This window comes from Streptomyces sp. NPDC022552 (assembly GCF_055561875.1).
The window spans coordinates 134,328-148,273 of record NZ_JBVHGJ010000005.1 but is presented as its reverse complement, the minus strand read 5'-3'; the positions used below and the strand labels follow the sequence as shown (position 1 = coordinate 148,273).

Here is a 13,946-nt window from a genome sequence, read left to right as displayed (position 1 = left end):
GCCATGCGAACCCGAACGATCGCGGGCACCCTCCCCGCCCGGGACCACCTGCCTGTGGGGATGGCCGGGCGGCCCGTCCTCGATGTGGTGATTCCCGTCTACAACGAGGAGAAGGACCTGGAGCCGTGCGTCCTGCGGCTCCACGACCACCTCTCCCGCACCTTCCCGTACGGCTTCCGGATCACGGTCGCCGACAACGCCTCCACCGACCGGACCCCCGAGGTGGCGGCCGCGCTGGCGGCGACGCTGCCCGAGGTACGGTCCGTACGGCTGGAGCAGAAGGGCCGCGGCCTGGCGCTGCGCACCGTCTGGTCGCACTCGGACGCACCCGTCCTCGCCTACATGGACGTGGACCTCTCCACTGACCTCAACGCCCTTCTCCCCCTCGTCGCGCCGCTCATCTCCGGCCACTCGGACCTCGCGATCGGCTCCCGGCTCTCCCGCTCCTCGCGGGTCGTCCGCGGGCCGAAGCGGGAGTTCATCTCGCGGGCGTACAACCTGATCCTGCGCGGCTCGCTCGCCGCCCGGTTCTCCGACGCGCAGTGCGGTTTCAAGGCGATACGCGGCGATGTCGCCGAGCGCCTGCTGCCGATGGTCGAGGACACCGGCTGGTTCTTCGACACCGAGATGCTGGTCCTCGCCGAGCGGGCCGGGCTGCGCATCCACGAGGTGCCCGTCGACTGGGTCGACGACCCCGACTCCACCGTCCACATCGTGCGGACCGCGACCGACGACCTGAAGGGCGTCTGGCGCGTCGGCCGGGCGCTCGCCACCGGTTCGCTGCCGCTCGACCGGCTCGCCCGCCCCTTCGGGGACGATCCGCGCGACCGGCAACTCGCGGGCGTGCCCGGCGGTCTGGCCCGGCAGCTGGTCGGCTTCTGCGCCGTGGGCGTGCTGTCCACGCTCTTCTACGTGGCGCTGTACTCGGCCTTCCGGCTCGGCATGGGCTCCCAGCTCGCCAACGCCGCAGCCCTTCTGGTCTCCGCCGTCGCCAACACGGCGGCCAACCGCCGCCTCACCTTCGGTGTGCGCGGCCGGGACCGTGCCGTACGCCACCAGGCGCAGGGACTCGTGGTCTTCGGCATCGGTCTCGCGCTGACCAGCGGCTCGCTCGCGGCGCTCGGCGCGGCCACCGGCGACGCCGCCCACTCCACCGAACTCGCCGTCCTGATCGTGGCCAACCTCGCCGCGACCGTCGTGCGCTTCCTCCTCTTCCGGCTCTGGGTCTTCCCGGACACCTCGCTCGCAAGGACCACGCGATGACCACGACCACGTACGACACAGCGCCACCGGCGGCCCACGGCGCGCACGCCGCGCCTCCCGGCGGCCCTCTCGCCCGCGTCTGGCGCGGACGGGCCGAGGACGCCCCCTGGGTGCGCCCCGCCTTCCTCGCGCTCCTCGCCGTCACCACCGTGCTCTACGTCTGGAACCTGAGCGCCTCCGGCTACGCCAACTCCTTCTACTCCGCCGCCGTCCAGGCGGGCAGCGAGAGCTGGAAGGCGTTCTTCTTCGGCTCGCTCGACTCCGCCAACGCCATCACCGTCGACAAGCCGCCGGCCGCCCTCTGGCCGATGGCCCTGTCCGTGCGCGTCTTCGGGCTCGGGTCGTGGCAGATCCTCCTCCCCGAGGTACTGATGGGCGTGGCGACCGTCGGCGTGCTCTACGCGGCGGTACGGCGCCGCTTCGGCGCGGGCGCCGGGCTGATCGCGGGCGCGGTCCTCGCGCTCACGCCGGTCGCGGCGCTGATGTTCCGCTTCAACAACCCGGACGCGCTGCTCGCGCTGCTGATGACGGTCGCCGTGTACTGCGTGCTGCGGGCCCTCGAGGACGCGAAGAGCGGCGCGAAGTGGCTGGTGTGGGCCGGGGTCGCCTTCGGTGTCGCGTTCCTCGCCAAGACGCTCCAGGCGTTCCTGATCCTGCCGCCGCTGGCGCTCGTGTACGCGGTGTGCGCGTCGGCCGGGTTCGGCCGCCGGATCGGGCAACTGGCCCTCGGCGGGCTCGCGATGATCGTCTCGGCCGGCTGGTGGGTGGCCCTGGTCGAGCTGTGGCCGACGTCCTCGCGTCCGTACATCGGAGGCTCGCAGAACAACAGCTTCCTGGAGCTCACCTTCGGCTACAACGGCCTCGGCCGGATCAACGGCGACGAGACCGGCAGCGTCGGTGGCGGCGGTGGTGGGGGCCGTGGTGGCGGCGGCTGGGGTGAGACCGGCATCGGGCGGATGTTCAACGACGCCGTCGGCGGCCAGATCTCCTGGCTGCTGCCCGCCGCGCTGATCCTTCTGGTGGCCGGTCTCGTCGTCACCTGGCGGGCGCCCCGTACGGACACGGCCCGGTCCGCGTTCCTGGTCTGGGGCGGTTCGCTGCTGATCACGCTGGCCGTGTTCAGCTTCATGGCCGGCATCTTCCACGAGTACTACACGGTGGCCCTGGCCCCGTACGTCGCGGCGCTCGTCGGCATGGGCGCGAGCGTCCTGTGGGAGGAGCGCGGCCGGTTCCTCGCCTCGACGGCGCTCGCGGGGACGGTCGCGGCGACGGCGGTCTGGGCGTACGTGCTGCTGGGCCGGACGCCGGACTGGCTGCCGTGGCTGCGCTGGGCGGTCCTCGTCGTGGGGTCGGCCGCCGCGGTCGGGCTGCTGCTCGCGGGGCGGCTCGACCGGCGGATCGGGTTCGGGATCGCGGGGCTCGGTCTGGCGGCGGGGCTCGCGGGGCCGTTCGCGTACACCCTGGAGACGCTGAGCACCGGCCACCAGGGCTCGATCGTGATGGCGGGCCCGTCGGGCGGTGCGATGGGCGGCCGCCCGGGCGGCGGCATGCGGATGGCCGACGGCCCGGGCCAGGGGCAGGGCGGCAGGGGCCCGGGCGGCCAGATGCCCGGCGGTCCCGGCGGTCAGGGCCAAGGCCAGGCCCCCACGGGCCAGATGCCGGGCGGCCAAGGTCAAGGCCAGGGCCAGGGCCAAGGCCAGGCCCCCACCGGTCAGATGCCCGGCGGCGCCCCGCCCCAAGGCATGGAGCGCAGCGGCATGGGCGCCGGCGGTGGCGGTATGGGCGGCCTGCTCAACGGCGCGACCGTCGGTTCCGAGGCCAGGGCCACCCTCCTCGACGGCGCCGACGGCTACACCTGGGTCGCGGCGGCCATCGGCGCGCAGAACGCCGCCGGCTACCAGCTCGCCACCGGAGAACCGGTGATGGCGATCGGCGGCTTCAACGGCAGTGACCCGTCCCCGACCCTGGCCCAGTTCAAGCAGTACGTCGCCCAGGGCAAGATCCACTACTTCATCGGCGGAGGCGGCACGGGCGGAGGCGGTGGTGGCGGAATGGGCGGCAACTCGGAGATCTCCGCATGGGTCACGGCCACCTTCGGACAGGTCACCGTCGACGGCACCACCCTCTACGACCTGACCCGCGAGAAGTAATCGCTATACAGCGTAAGAGAGTCCCTTGTACGGTGTACGAGACCTGATTCCCGTACACCGTACAAGGGGGACCCATGACGGCGACGACCGCCGCCTCCTCGCCCGCCACCACCGGCGGACACCCGCAGCGCTGGCTGATCCTCGGCGTCATCTGTCTCGCCCAGCTCACCGTGCTGCTCGACAACACCGTCCTGAGCGTCGCGATCCCCTCGCTGACCTCCGAACTCCACGCGTCCACCAGCGACATCCAGTGGATGATCAACGCGTACTCGCTCGTCCAGTCCGGCCTCCTGCTCACCGCGGGCAACGCCGCCGACCGCTACGGCCGCAAGAAGCTCCTCGCCGTCGGCCTCGCCCTCTTCGGCCTCGGCTCGCTCGCCGCCGGACTCGCCGGCTCCACCGCGCAGCTGATCGCCGCCCGGGCCGGCATGGGTGTCGGCGGCGCGCTGCTGATGACCACCACGCTCGCCGTCGTCATGCAGATCTTCGACGACTCGGAGCGGGTCAGGGCGATCGCCCTCTGGTCCACCGTCAGTTCGCTCGGCTTCGCCGGCGGCCCACTGATCGGCGGGGCCATCCTGAACCACTTCTGGTGGGGAATGATCTTCCTCATCAACATCCCGGTGGCGCTGATCGGCCTGGTCGCCGTCCTCAAGCTCGTACCGGAGTCGAAGAACCCGCAGGGCGAGCGCCCCGACCTGCTCGGCGCGCTGCTCTCCACGATCGGTATGACCGCCGTCGTGTACGCGATCATCACCGGCCCCGAGCACGGCTGGACCTCCGCCGAAGTACTGGTCCCCGCCGCCCTCGGCGCCGCCGTCCTCGGTGCCTTCGCGCTGTGGGAGCTGCGCACCCCGTACCCGATGCTCGACATGCACTTCTTCCGCAACCAGAAGTTCATCGGTGCCATCGGCGGCTCGCTGCTCGTCGTCTTCGGCATGGGCGGCTCGCTCTTCCTGCTCACCCAGCACCTGCAGTTCGTCCTCGGGTACGAGCCGCTGGAGGCCGGTCTGCGGATGGCGCCGCTCGCGCTGACCATCGTGGGCCTCAACCTGACCGGTCTCGGCCCGAAGCTCGTGATGAGGATCGGCACCCCGGTGGCGGTCCTCATCGGTATGACCCTGGTCTCCGGCGGCCTCACCTCGATCGCCGTCCTCGGCGGCGGCACGGACGGCAGTTACTGGGGCATGCTCCTCGGCCTGGTCCTGATGGGCGCCGGTATCGCCGTCTCGTCCCCCGCCATGGCCAACGCCATCATGAGCGCGATCCCGCCGGAGAAGGCGGGCGTGGGCGCCGGAATCAACGGCACGCTCGCCGAGTTCGGCAACGGACTGGGCGTCGCCGTCCTCGGCGCCGTGCTCAACGCCCGGTTCGCCGCGCTTGTCGCCGTCACCGCGACCTCGCTGCCCGCGGCCCTCGCGGCGGCCGGAAGCGAGGCAGAACGGGCCGAGATCTCCGACGCCTTCGCCGCCGGCCTCCAGACCAGCCAGCTGGTCGGGGCGGTCGCCGTCTTCGTCGGCGGTCTGGTCGCGGCGGCGCTGCTGCGGAGGGCGGAGCGGTCCGAGAAGCGGCAGGCGGCTGCATAGCATGGTGACGGACCGCTGACAGGTGAGCTCACGGAGGAACGCGATGGTCAAGGCCGCCGACCGCGCCAAGAACCCGGCGCGTTCCAGTGTGTGGCTCGAGCAGCGGACGCCGCGCAGCGGAGGCGGCCCGGCCGGCCTCGACCGCGACCGGATCGTGGCGACCTCGATCCGGATGCTGGACGAGGACGGCCTGGCCGGCCTCTCGATGCGCAAGCTGGCGACCGAGCTGGGCGTCACGGCGATGTCGCTCTACTGGTACGTGGACACCAAGGACGACATCATCGAGTACGCCGTCGACTCCGTGTACGGGGAGATCGACCTCGACGCGGTCGATGCCGCCGGGGGGTGGCAGGACCGGGTCCGGGTGCTCGCCCTGGACTACCGGCGGATGCTGGTGCGCCACCCGTGGATGTCGCCGTGCGCGGGCCAGTACCTGAACATCGGCCCGCACGCGATCGCCGTGGGCACGAAGATCCAGGACGCGGTCAGGGACACCGGCCTGCCGCTGCACCGGCAGCCGAGCGCGATGTCGGCGGTCTTCCAGTTCGTGTACGGCTACGGGACGATCGAGTCGCAGTTCGAGCGCCGGGCGAACGAGGCGGGCATGTCCCAGGACGACTTCTACGGTGAGTCGATCAAGGCCTTCCGCGACGATCCGCAGTTCGTGGAGGCGCTCGAACCGATGGCGGAGATCCTCGACGAACGGGCCTCGCACGGCAGCGTCAGCGACATCTGGGACCGCGACTTCGACTACGCCCTGGACGTGCTGGTCGCGGGCATCGAGGTCATGGTCGCGCGCGAGGCCGGCGAAGCCTCCTGACGTCGCGGCGAGGCCTCAGTCCTCCCGTACCGCCTGGATGTCCAGGGTCACCCGAAGCGTCGCGCCGATCGCCGCGATGCCGGCCGACACCACCTGGTTGTAGTTCATCGCGAAGTCCTCGCGCCGCAGTTCGGCCTCGGCGCGGAACGCCGCACGCACTCCGCCCCACGGATCCGCGCCCGTCCCCAGGTACGTGAGATCCAGCGGGACGTGCCGCGTGACGCCCCGCAGGGTCAGCTCGCCGTCCACGGTCCACCGGTCCGGGCCCGCCGCCCGCAGGGCCGTGCTGCGGTACGTGAGTTCCGGGAATCGGTCCACGTCCAGGAAGTCCTCGGACCGCAGGTGCTTGTCCCGCGGGCCGTTGCCGGTGTCGACGGACCCGGCCGCGATGACCGCCTCCACACGCGAGGCCAGGACGTCCGGCGCGATCTCGATCCGGCCGGTGAACTCGGTGAACCGGCCGTGCACGCTGGAGATCCCCAGGTGCTGGGCCACGGCGCCGACCGAGGAGTGCGCCGCGTCCACGGCCCAGGTGCCCGGCGGCGGCAGTTCCGTACCGCCCGCGCGGGCGAGGACGACCGTCCCGACGTCCGCCCGCCCGGTCCCGCCGACCAACGCCGTGCGCGCGTCCGGCGCGTAGCCGAGCGCGGTCACCACCACCGTGTACGGCCCCGGCGCCAGCGAGCCCTCCGCCCGTGCGACTCCGTCCCCGTCGGCCCCCGCCCGCAGGACCTGTCCGCCCGAAGCGTCCGTCACGGTCACCACCGCGTGCTCGACCGGCCACCCGTCGCGGGTCCGTACCTGTGCGTGCAGTCCCATCCGTACCCTCAACCCTCACTACGAAAGAACAGACGGGGCGGCAGGCCGTCCCCATGACCCCTGCCGCCCCGGACCCGGCCGCGCCTCCGCTCGGAGCGCGGCCGGGAGTCGGTCACTCGCCCGGGTGGGCGAGTTCGATGTCGTGGCCGTCGACCCCGGCCCCGGTCACGGTCAGCCGTCCCGCCACCGGCGGGTAGCCGGTCGCGATGAGCGTGTACTCGCCGGTGTCCAGGTCGGCGAAGGCGTACGCGCCCTCCGTGTCCGTCGTCGCCGAGGCCTTCACGTTCCCCGCGGCGTCGACCAGGGTCACCCGCGCGTCGGCCAGCGGCCGGTGGTCGAGGCCCGCGCGGACCGTCCCGTGGACGACCGCTCCGGCCACGAGGGCCACGTCGAGCCGGGTCACGCCCTGGCCGCCGATCTCGACGGGCAGCGCCTGCGGGCGGTGTCCGGCGGCCGTGACCGCGACCGTGACCGCGCCCGGCACCAGCTCGCCGAAGACGAAGCCGCCGTCCGCGCCGGACTTGCCGGTGGCCAGCACCTCGCCCCGTACGTCCGTGATCACGACCATCGCCCCGTCCACGGGCGTTCCGCCCTCGGCGGAGGTCACCGCGCCGGTGAGCCCGCTGGTCCCGGTCAGGAGCACGTCGTGGGCGAGCGGACCGTCGTCGACGACGACCGTGGAGGCCTGCGGCTGGAAGCCGTCGGCGGAGGCGATGAGGACGTACGAACCGGCTGCCGGCGCGTCGAGGGCGTACCGGCCCTCACCGCCGACGACCGCGCGGCCGAGCTGCTGCCCGCCGAGCGAGATCAGCGTGAGCGTCGCGCCGGCGAGGTCCGTGCCCTCGGCCGTACGGACGGTGCCGCTGACGGTCAGGCCGGTGGAGACGGTGGCCACCGCGTCGGCGGTGACGGCCGCCGGCTTCTCGGTCGCCACCGGGGCCGCGTCGGCCTGCGGGGCCGAACCGCTCTTCAGGGCGACCTCCTTGATGAACAGCGTCACCAGGAACGCGAGCAGCGCGAAGGGGGCCGAGTAGAGGAAGACGTCTCCCACGCCGTGGCCGTACGCGTCCTCCATGACGGTACGGATCGGGGCCGGCAGCTTGTCCATGTCCGGGATGCCGCCGCCCGTACCGCCGCCGCTCACGCCCGCGGCCTTCGGGCCGAGCGCGGCCATGCCGTCCTGGACGTAGTTCGTGACCCGGTGGGCCAGCACGGCGCCGAGCGCCGAGACGCCGATCGCGCCGCCGAGCGAGCGGAAGAAGGTGACGACGGAGGAGGCGGAGCCGAGGTCGGCCGGGGCGACCTGGTTCTGCGTGCAGAGCACCAGGTTCTGCATCATCATGCCGAGGCCGAGACCCATGACGCCCATGAAGAGCGCGATGTGCCAGTACTCCGTGTCGTAGCGGATCGTGCCGAGCAGGCCGAGTCCGCCGGTCGTCAGGGCACCGCCGCTGACCAGCCAGGCCTTCCACCGGCCGGTCTTGGTGATGACCATGCCGGAGACGGTCGAGGAGACGAACAGACCGGCGATCATCGGGATGGTGAGGACGCCGGACATCGTCGGCGACTCGTTGCGGGCCAGCTGGAAGTACTGGCTGAAGAAGACCGTGCCGGCGAACATCGCGACGCCCACGAAGAGCGAGGCGACCGAGGCCAGGGTGATGGTGCGGTTGCGGAAGAGGCGCAGCGGGATGATCGGCTCGCTCGCCCGGGACTCGACGAGGACGAAGAGCGCGCCGAGGACCACGGAGCCGCCGACCATCGCGGCCGTCTGCCAGGACATCCAGTCGTACTTGTCGCCCGCGAAGGTCACCCAGATCAGGAGGAGGGAGACGGCGGCGCTGATGACGAAGGCACCGGTCCAGTCGACCTTGACCTTGCTCCCCTGGCCTCCGGCATGGGGGACCCCAACGACCGGGAGCTTCAGCGTCCTGTGCAGGACGAGGAGCGCGATCAGCGCGAAGGGCACGCCGACGTAGAAGCACCAGCGCCAGCCGAGCCAGTCGGTGTCGGTGATGACTCCGCCGAGCAGCGGGCCGCCGACGGTGGCGACGGCGAAGGTGGCGCCGAGGTAGCCGCTGTACCGGCCGCGCTCACGCGGGGCGATCATCGCGGCCAGGATGATCTGGGAGAGGGCGGTCAGACCGCCGACGCCGATGCCCTGGACGACACGGCAGGCGATGAGCATGCCGGTGTTCTGGGAGAGGCCGGCGACGACCGAGCCGGCGACGTAGATGATCAGGGCTATCTGGACGAGCAGCTTCTTGGAGAAGAGGTCCGCGAGCTTGCCCCAGAGCGGGGTGGTCGCGGTCATGGACAGAAGCGCGGCCGTGACGACCCAGGTGTAGGCGGACTGGCCGCCGCCCAGGTCGGTGATGATCTGCGGAAGGGCGTTGGAGACGATCGTCGACGACAGAATGGCGACGAACATGCCGAGCAGCAGCCCGGAGAGCGCCTCCATGATCTGCCGGTGCGACATGGGCGCACCGTCGGAGGTGTGGCCGCCCGCCTGCGTTGGCGGGGCGGGTGTGGTCGTGGCCATGAACGTCCTTTGCTGTTACGCGTGGTGGGCCCGGCAGTCCCCGAACGAGTCGCGGAGGCGGGCGAGCAGGTGGGTGAGCAGTTCGACGTCGTCGTCGGACCAGTCCGCCAGGTTGCGGGTGAGCATCGCGGTCAGCCGGCGGTCGAGCTCGTCGAGCTTCTCCCTGCCCTCGTCGGTGAGGTGCAGGATGCGGGAGCGCCTGTCGGCGGGGTCCGGCAGCCGCTCGACCCAGCCGCGGTCGACGGCGTGGGAGACGTGGCGGCTGCTGACCGACATGTCGACGGCCATCCGCTCCGAGATCCGGCTCATCCTCATGTCCCCGTCGTGCTTGAGCAGGGCGAGGACGATGGCCGATCCGCTGGGGCAGTCGGCGGGCAGCGAACGGGCCATCCCGCGCTTGACCGCGCCGATGGCGCTGACCTGTCGGGCGAGGTTCTCGTACCGGTTCGGCTTCTCCACTGTGACCCCATGACCCGATGCATCTTGTTGCTTAGGGCAACCATAGAGATGGATGGTTGCTCCAGGCAAACTAAATCGGTCAAACGGCGCTAAAGAATCGGCAAAGGGGGTGGGGACGGGAGGTGGAGGCCGGGGGAGAGGTGCGGGGGAGGGTGCGGGGGATCAGTGCCGGAGCCGTGCTGGACCGGTGCCCGGACCCTGCCGGGGCTTGGGGCGGGAAGCCGGGGTTCGCTAGGGTCCTGGCTCATGGCACACAACCCCCAAGCTCCGTACGGTCAGGGCCCCGGCCCCGAGGGCAACTACGACCCCGCCGGCAGCACCCAGATGTTCCGCGCCTTCGTCGACGAGGGCGCCCCGCAGGGCGGCGGCCGCCAGGCGGCGGCTGCCCCCCAGTCCTCCGGCCCCCGCGTGGGCCTCATCGTCGGCGTGGTCGCCGCGATCGTCGTCCTGGCCGCGGTGGCGTGGCTGGCCCTGGGCTAGGGGCTGAGCCGGGCCGGAGCCGTCATGCCGGCCCCGGCCGGAAGCCGAGGGCCGGCCCTGGGTCGGGCCCGACGTGAACCGTCACCGGAACCCTCCGCGGGTTCCGGTGACGGTCGACAGGTCGGCCGGACCGGCCGGTTCGTCCCGCTACGGGCAGCTGTTGCGGAAGTCGCCGGTGTCGGTGGAGCAGGTGTCGAAACCGGTCCCGCCGTAGGCGGCGTCGTTGCCGTTGACGCTGTCCCGGGTGTCGAGGTTGTCGTTGCCCGCGTCGCCGTTGAGGCGGTCGTTGCCGCTCTGCCCGATCAGACGGTCGGCTCCGTTGCCACCGTTGACCAGGTCGTTGCCGGGTCCGGCGTACACGGTGTCGTTGCCGCCTCCGCCGTTGACGGTGTCGCTGCCGCTCAGCGCGCAGATGACGTCGTTGCCGAAGGTGCCGTTGAGCGTCTCGAAGTTGCTCGTGCCGATGATCGTGCAGCCGCGGGCGTTGTTCACCGTGGTGGCGGCGTTGGCGTTGTTGTTGCCGGGCACCGGATCGGTCTCGACCGCCGCCGTCGCCACCCAGTCCGTCAGGGTGCCGGTGGCGCGCGGCTCCGCGACCACGGTGATGGTGGCCGAGGCGCCCGGGGCCAGGTTGCCCAGCGGACACGTCATCGTGGTGGGGTTGACGGTGCACGGGCCGCCCTGGCTGGGCGTGGCCGACAGCAGGGTCCCGGAACCGCCGGTCAGTGTGTCGGAGACCGAGGCCGCTGTGGCCGTCGCCGTCGTGCTGTTGTTGGTCACCCGGATCGTGTACGTGGCCTGGTCACCGATGCTGATCGTGGCGGGCCCGGTCTTGGTCACCGACACGTCGACCGAGGGCGGTGTCGGGGCTCCTCCGCCTCCTTCGTAGCGGGCGACCGCGAAGTCGGTGTTCGGCCCGCCGTTGCCGGCCGCGACGATCTTGCCGTCGGCCTGCAGCGCGACCGCGTTGGCGATGTCGGTGCCGCCGAAAGAGGTGGTCACCCTGCCGCCGGTCCCGAAGCCGGGGTCCGGAGCGCCGTCGGGGTTGTAGCGGATCAGCCCGAAGTCGCCGCCGTCGCCACCACCCCTGCCCGCGACGAGGATTCTGCCGTCGGACTGCACGAACCCGTCCCTGGCGGCTCCACCGGCGGTGGTCACCCTGCCGTCACCGCTGAAGCTCGTGTCCAGGTTGCCGTTGGCGAGATACCGGACCACCGCGGCGTCCGCGTCGGTGTTCCCCATGGCGACGATCTTGCCGTCGGCCTGCACCGCCACCTCCTCGGCGCCCTCGTAGGCGCCGAAGTCGGTGCGCACCATGCCGTCACCGCTGAACCCGGTGTCCAGGCTGCCGTCGGCGTTGTAGCGGATCAGCATGAAGTCGAAGCGGGTGGTTCCCACCTCGCCGCCGACGACGACCTTGCCGTCGGACTGCAGGGCGAGGGAGCGGCCCGATCCGCCCGCCTCCGGACTCGGGTCCGGGTCCGTGGCCACCGTGCCGTCGCCGTCGAAGCTGGTGTCCGGGGTGCCGTCCGCCAGGAGGCGCGCCGCCGCGAAGCGGCCGCCGGCATACCCGGCGGCGACGATCCTGCCGTCGGAACGCACCGCCACGTCCAGAGCCGCCGCGGGCTGGCCGAACGCGGTGAGGAAGGCGACGCCGCCGTCGCCGAACGTCGTGTCCAGACTGCCGGTGGCGGTGTAACGGGCCACCGTGAACGTGCAGCACGTCTCGAAGTCGGTCGCGGCGCTCCCGACCACGACGATCTTGCCGTCGGCCTGTACCGCGGCCGCCTCGGCGGTCTCGGTGAAACCACCGATGTCGGTGGACACCTTTCCACCGTCACCGAAGGTGGAGTCCAGACTGCCGTCCGCGAGGTAGCGGACCAGCGCGAAGTTTCCCAACGAGTCCGGCGCGTCCGTGCCGACGACGACGATCTTGCCGTCGGCCTGCACCACCACGTCCTGGCCCGCCTCCTCCCCGCCGGCATCGGTGAGCACAGTGCCGTCGCCCCCGAAGCCGGGATCCAGATCTCCCGGGGCGGCCAGTGCCGCTCCCGGAAGGGCGAGCACGAGCGCCAGACTCGCGGCGACCGCGAGCCCGCCGCGCCCCAGGGCTCTTCGCATACCAGTGAACGTGGACATGGAGACCTCTCGGATCGGGCCGTCCTGCGTGACGGTCCACAGACTCCGGCCATGCCCGCGGGGATGCGGCCGACGGCTCGGCCCCGCTGAGCTGCTTGGACGGTGTGATCCACTCACCTGGGTGAGGACGCCGGAGGGTCGTCCGCGTCCTCGCCCCCCGGTGCTCCGGTCAGTGCCCGGCGGACCGCGCGAGGCGGAACCCGACGTCGTCCACGCGGAAGGCGGGGTGGCTGCGGCGCCGCACCGAGGCCCGGCAGCTCCAGTGCTCGTCGAACCAGCCGCCGCCGCGCAGCACGCGGTAACTGCCGTAGACCTCGGCGTCGTAGACGTCCCAGCACCACTCCCAGACGTTGCCGAGCATGTCGTGGAACCCCCACGGGTTGGGCCGTCTGCCGCCCACCTCGTGGATCCGCTCCTCGGAGTTGCCGCGATGCCAGGCGATCTCGTCGAGGGGTCCGTACCGAGGTCCGGCCGTTCCGGCCCGGCAGGCGTGCTCCCACTCCGCCTCGGTCGGCAGGCGGTAGCCGTCGGCCGAGGTGTTCCGTTCGACGTCCCCGCCGTCGTCCGCCGGGATCAGGTAGGCGGGCGTGAGCCCCTCGCGATCTGACAGGGCGTTGCAGAACCGGACCGCGTCCCACCACGACACGCCTTCGACGGGCAGCTCCCCGCCCCGGGTATCGCCGGTGACCTGCGCGTACAGGCCGCGGGTGACGGGGTACGTCGCGACCAGACACGGCGCGACCTCGACCGTCCAACTGCGCTGTGTCCGGCGGTCCGAGAGGGTGACGGGCCCCGCCGGCACCGCGATCATCGCGTGCTCCGCACTGGCATCCATGAACGTGACCCTATTTCTCCGCCGGTACCTGTCACACAGCGGCGGCGCTCTCCGTCAGTGGGGTGTACGAGCGAGAAACGCTCGCCACCCCCGAACCCAGGAGCCCGAGATGTCCACCACCTACATCGTCGTCACCGCCGTCGCCGCGTTCATGGTCGGCTTCTCGGCGCTCTCGGTCTTCATCAAGGCCCCGTGGGTGACCCAGCCGCTGACCGAGTACGGCGTCCCCCGGTCCTGGTGGACCTGGCTCGGCCTCGCCAAGGCGGCCGGCGCGGCGGGCCTCGTCGTCGGCCTGTGGGTCCCGGCGATCGGCCTCGCGGCCGGCATCGGAGTGGCCCTGTACTTCACCGGCGCCCTCATCACCGTGATCCGCGCCCGCTCGTACGCGCACGTGGTCTGGCCGATGATGTACGCGGCCCCGGCGGTCGCCGCGCTGTTCCTCGCCTGAGCCCGAGGCGTACGGCTACGGCTCGATCCAGCGCCGCAACGCGTCGACGGTGGTCTCCGGCGAGGAGTTGAAGCACAGCCGGATGCCGGGCGCGGTCGCCAGGATCACGTTCACGACCCGCTCGAACACGAGGGTGTGCTCGGGAACCATCCGCACACCCCCGCCGATCATCGCCAGCCCGAACGACCCGGCGCCGAGCTCTTCCGCGACGGCCGCCTCGGCGGTGTCGGGGTCGGGGTCGACCAGACACGTGACGATGTCGAACCCGGCCTCCCGCAAGGCGGAGTTCGCAGCCTCGATGCGTGCGGTGAGCGACTCCTTGGTGACGCCCTCGGGCATCTTCCGGTAGTCGAGCGACCGGGGGTGCAGCCCGATGGAGAGCACCTTGGTGCCCTTGGGCAGCAT

12 protein-coding genes are annotated in these 13,946 nt (G+C 71.9%); 6 read left to right on the top strand and 6 right to left on the bottom strand.

Annotated features, from left to right (window positions below):
- The first annotated feature begins 3 nt into the window (after positions 1-3).
- The 4 genes from ACZ3OF_RS16245 to ACZ3OF_RS16230 all read left to right on the top strand — a co-directional run bounded on the left by ACZ3OF_RS16245 (position 4) and on the right by ACZ3OF_RS16230 (position 5,819).
- Positions 4-1,263, top strand: a complete 1,260-nt coding sequence (locus ACZ3OF_RS16245) for a bifunctional glycosyltransferase family 2/GtrA family protein (RefSeq protein WP_467305122.1) — start codon at positions 4-6, stop codon at positions 1,261-1,263.
- The gene (locus ACZ3OF_RS16240) at positions 1,260-3,413 is read left to right on the top strand and encodes an ArnT family glycosyltransferase (RefSeq protein WP_467305120.1); all 2,154 of its coding nucleotides are present in this window, start codon (positions 1,260-1,262) and stop codon (positions 3,411-3,413) included. Before ACZ3OF_RS16245 ends, ACZ3OF_RS16240 begins: the two co-directional genes overlap by 4 nt.
- Before the next feature lie 74 nt (positions 3,414-3,487).
- Complete coding sequence (locus ACZ3OF_RS16235; protein WP_361670405.1) at positions 3,488-4,999, top strand: MFS transporter; 1,512 nt, start codon at positions 3,488-3,490, stop codon at positions 4,997-4,999.
- Between the two features lie 43 nt (positions 5,000-5,042).
- Entirely contained in the window at positions 5,043-5,819 is a 777-nt protein-coding gene (locus ACZ3OF_RS16230; protein ID WP_361670407.1) for a TetR/AcrR family transcriptional regulator, read from the top strand.
- Positions 5,820-5,834: 15 nt separating this feature from the next.
- On the opposite strand, the gene ACZ3OF_RS16225 is transcribed toward ACZ3OF_RS16230, so the two are convergent.
- From ACZ3OF_RS16225 to ACZ3OF_RS16215, 3 genes are all read right to left on the bottom strand, one after another.
- Positions 5,835-6,638, bottom strand: coding sequence for a YceI family protein (locus ACZ3OF_RS16225; protein WP_361670410.1), 804 nt, complete (start codon positions 6,636-6,638; stop codon positions 5,835-5,837).
- Positions 6,639-6,750: 112 nt separating this feature from the next.
- On the bottom strand, positions 6,751-9,117 hold the full coding sequence (locus ACZ3OF_RS16220; protein WP_467305400.1) for an MFS transporter: 2,367 nt from the start codon (positions 9,115-9,117) through the stop codon (positions 6,751-6,753).
- 78 nt (positions 9,118-9,195) lie between these two features.
- Complete coding sequence (locus tag ACZ3OF_RS16215; RefSeq protein ID WP_361670414.1) at positions 9,196-9,639, bottom strand: MarR family winged helix-turn-helix transcriptional regulator; 444 nt, start codon at positions 9,637-9,639, stop codon at positions 9,196-9,198.
- A gap of 246 nt (positions 9,640-9,885) precedes the next feature.
- Between ACZ3OF_RS16215 and ACZ3OF_RS16210 the strand changes: the two genes are divergently transcribed.
- Positions 9,886-10,119 (top strand): hypothetical protein, encoded by a 234-nt coding sequence (locus ACZ3OF_RS16210; protein ID WP_361599967.1) that lies wholly within the window; start codon positions 9,886-9,888, stop codon positions 10,117-10,119.
- Between the two features lie 147 nt (positions 10,120-10,266).
- On the opposite strand, the gene ACZ3OF_RS16205 is transcribed toward ACZ3OF_RS16210, so the two are convergent.
- On the bottom strand, positions 10,267-12,240 hold the full coding sequence (locus tag ACZ3OF_RS16205; protein ID WP_467305114.1) for a calcium-binding protein: 1,974 nt from the start codon (positions 12,238-12,240) through the stop codon (positions 10,267-10,269).
- A gap of 187 nt (positions 12,241-12,427) precedes the next feature.
- Positions 12,428-13,093 carry a formylglycine-generating enzyme family protein gene (locus ACZ3OF_RS16200; protein WP_467305112.1) on the bottom strand — a complete coding sequence of 222 codons (666 nt, stop codon included), beginning with the start codon at positions 13,091-13,093 and terminating at the stop codon, positions 12,428-12,430.
- Between the two features lie 109 nt (positions 13,094-13,202).
- Here ACZ3OF_RS16200 and ACZ3OF_RS16195 point away from each other — a divergent pair, with 109 nt between their 5' ends.
- Positions 13,203-13,541 (top strand): DoxX family protein, encoded by a 339-nt coding sequence (locus tag ACZ3OF_RS16195; protein WP_361670420.1) that lies wholly within the window; start codon positions 13,203-13,205, stop codon positions 13,539-13,541.
- Between the two features lie 15 nt (positions 13,542-13,556).
- Here the strand turns inward: ACZ3OF_RS16195 and ACZ3OF_RS16190 are convergent, their stop codons facing one another.
- Positions 13,557-13,946, bottom strand: coding sequence for a hypothetical protein (locus ACZ3OF_RS16190; RefSeq protein ID WP_361670725.1), 390 nt, complete (start codon positions 13,944-13,946; stop codon positions 13,557-13,559).

Excerpts from the sequence above, each read along its gene's own strand:
- ACZ3OF_RS16225 (WP_361670410.1), bottom strand. The coding sequence starts at position 6,638 with ATGGGACTGCACGCACAGGTACGGACCCGCGACGGGTGGCCGGTCGAG.
- ACZ3OF_RS16240 (WP_467305120.1), top strand. The coding sequence starts at position 1,260 with ATGACCACGACCACGTACGACACAGCGCCACCGGCGGCCCACGGCGCG.
- ACZ3OF_RS16220 (WP_467305400.1), bottom strand. The coding sequence starts at position 9,117 with ATGTCGCACCGGCAGATCATGGAGGCGCTCTCCGGGCTGCTGCTCGGC.
- ACZ3OF_RS16235 (WP_361670405.1), top strand. The coding sequence starts at position 3,488 with ATGACGGCGACGACCGCCGCCTCCTCGCCCGCCACCACCGGCGGACAC.
- ACZ3OF_RS16190 (WP_361670725.1), bottom strand. The coding sequence starts at position 13,946 with ATGCTGCCCAAGGGCACCAAGGTGCTCTCCATCGGGCTGCACCCCCGG.
- ACZ3OF_RS16230 (WP_361670407.1), top strand. The coding sequence starts at position 5,043 with ATGGTCAAGGCCGCCGACCGCGCCAAGAACCCGGCGCGTTCCAGTGTG.
- ACZ3OF_RS16195 (WP_361670420.1), top strand. The coding sequence starts at position 13,203 with ATGTCCACCACCTACATCGTCGTCACCGCCGTCGCCGCGTTCATGGTC.
- ACZ3OF_RS16205 (WP_467305114.1), bottom strand. The coding sequence starts at position 12,240 with ATGCGAAGAGCCCTGGGGCGCGGCGGGCTCGCGGTCGCCGCGAGTCTG.
- ACZ3OF_RS16245 (WP_467305122.1), top strand. The coding sequence starts at position 4 with ATGCGAACCCGAACGATCGCGGGCACCCTCCCCGCCCGGGACCACCTG.
- ACZ3OF_RS16210 (WP_361599967.1), top strand. The coding sequence starts at position 9,886 with ATGGCACACAACCCCCAAGCTCCGTACGGTCAGGGCCCCGGCCCCGAG.
- ACZ3OF_RS16200 (WP_467305112.1), bottom strand. The coding sequence starts at position 13,093 with ATGGATGCCAGTGCGGAGCACGCGATGATCGCGGTGCCGGCGGGGCCC.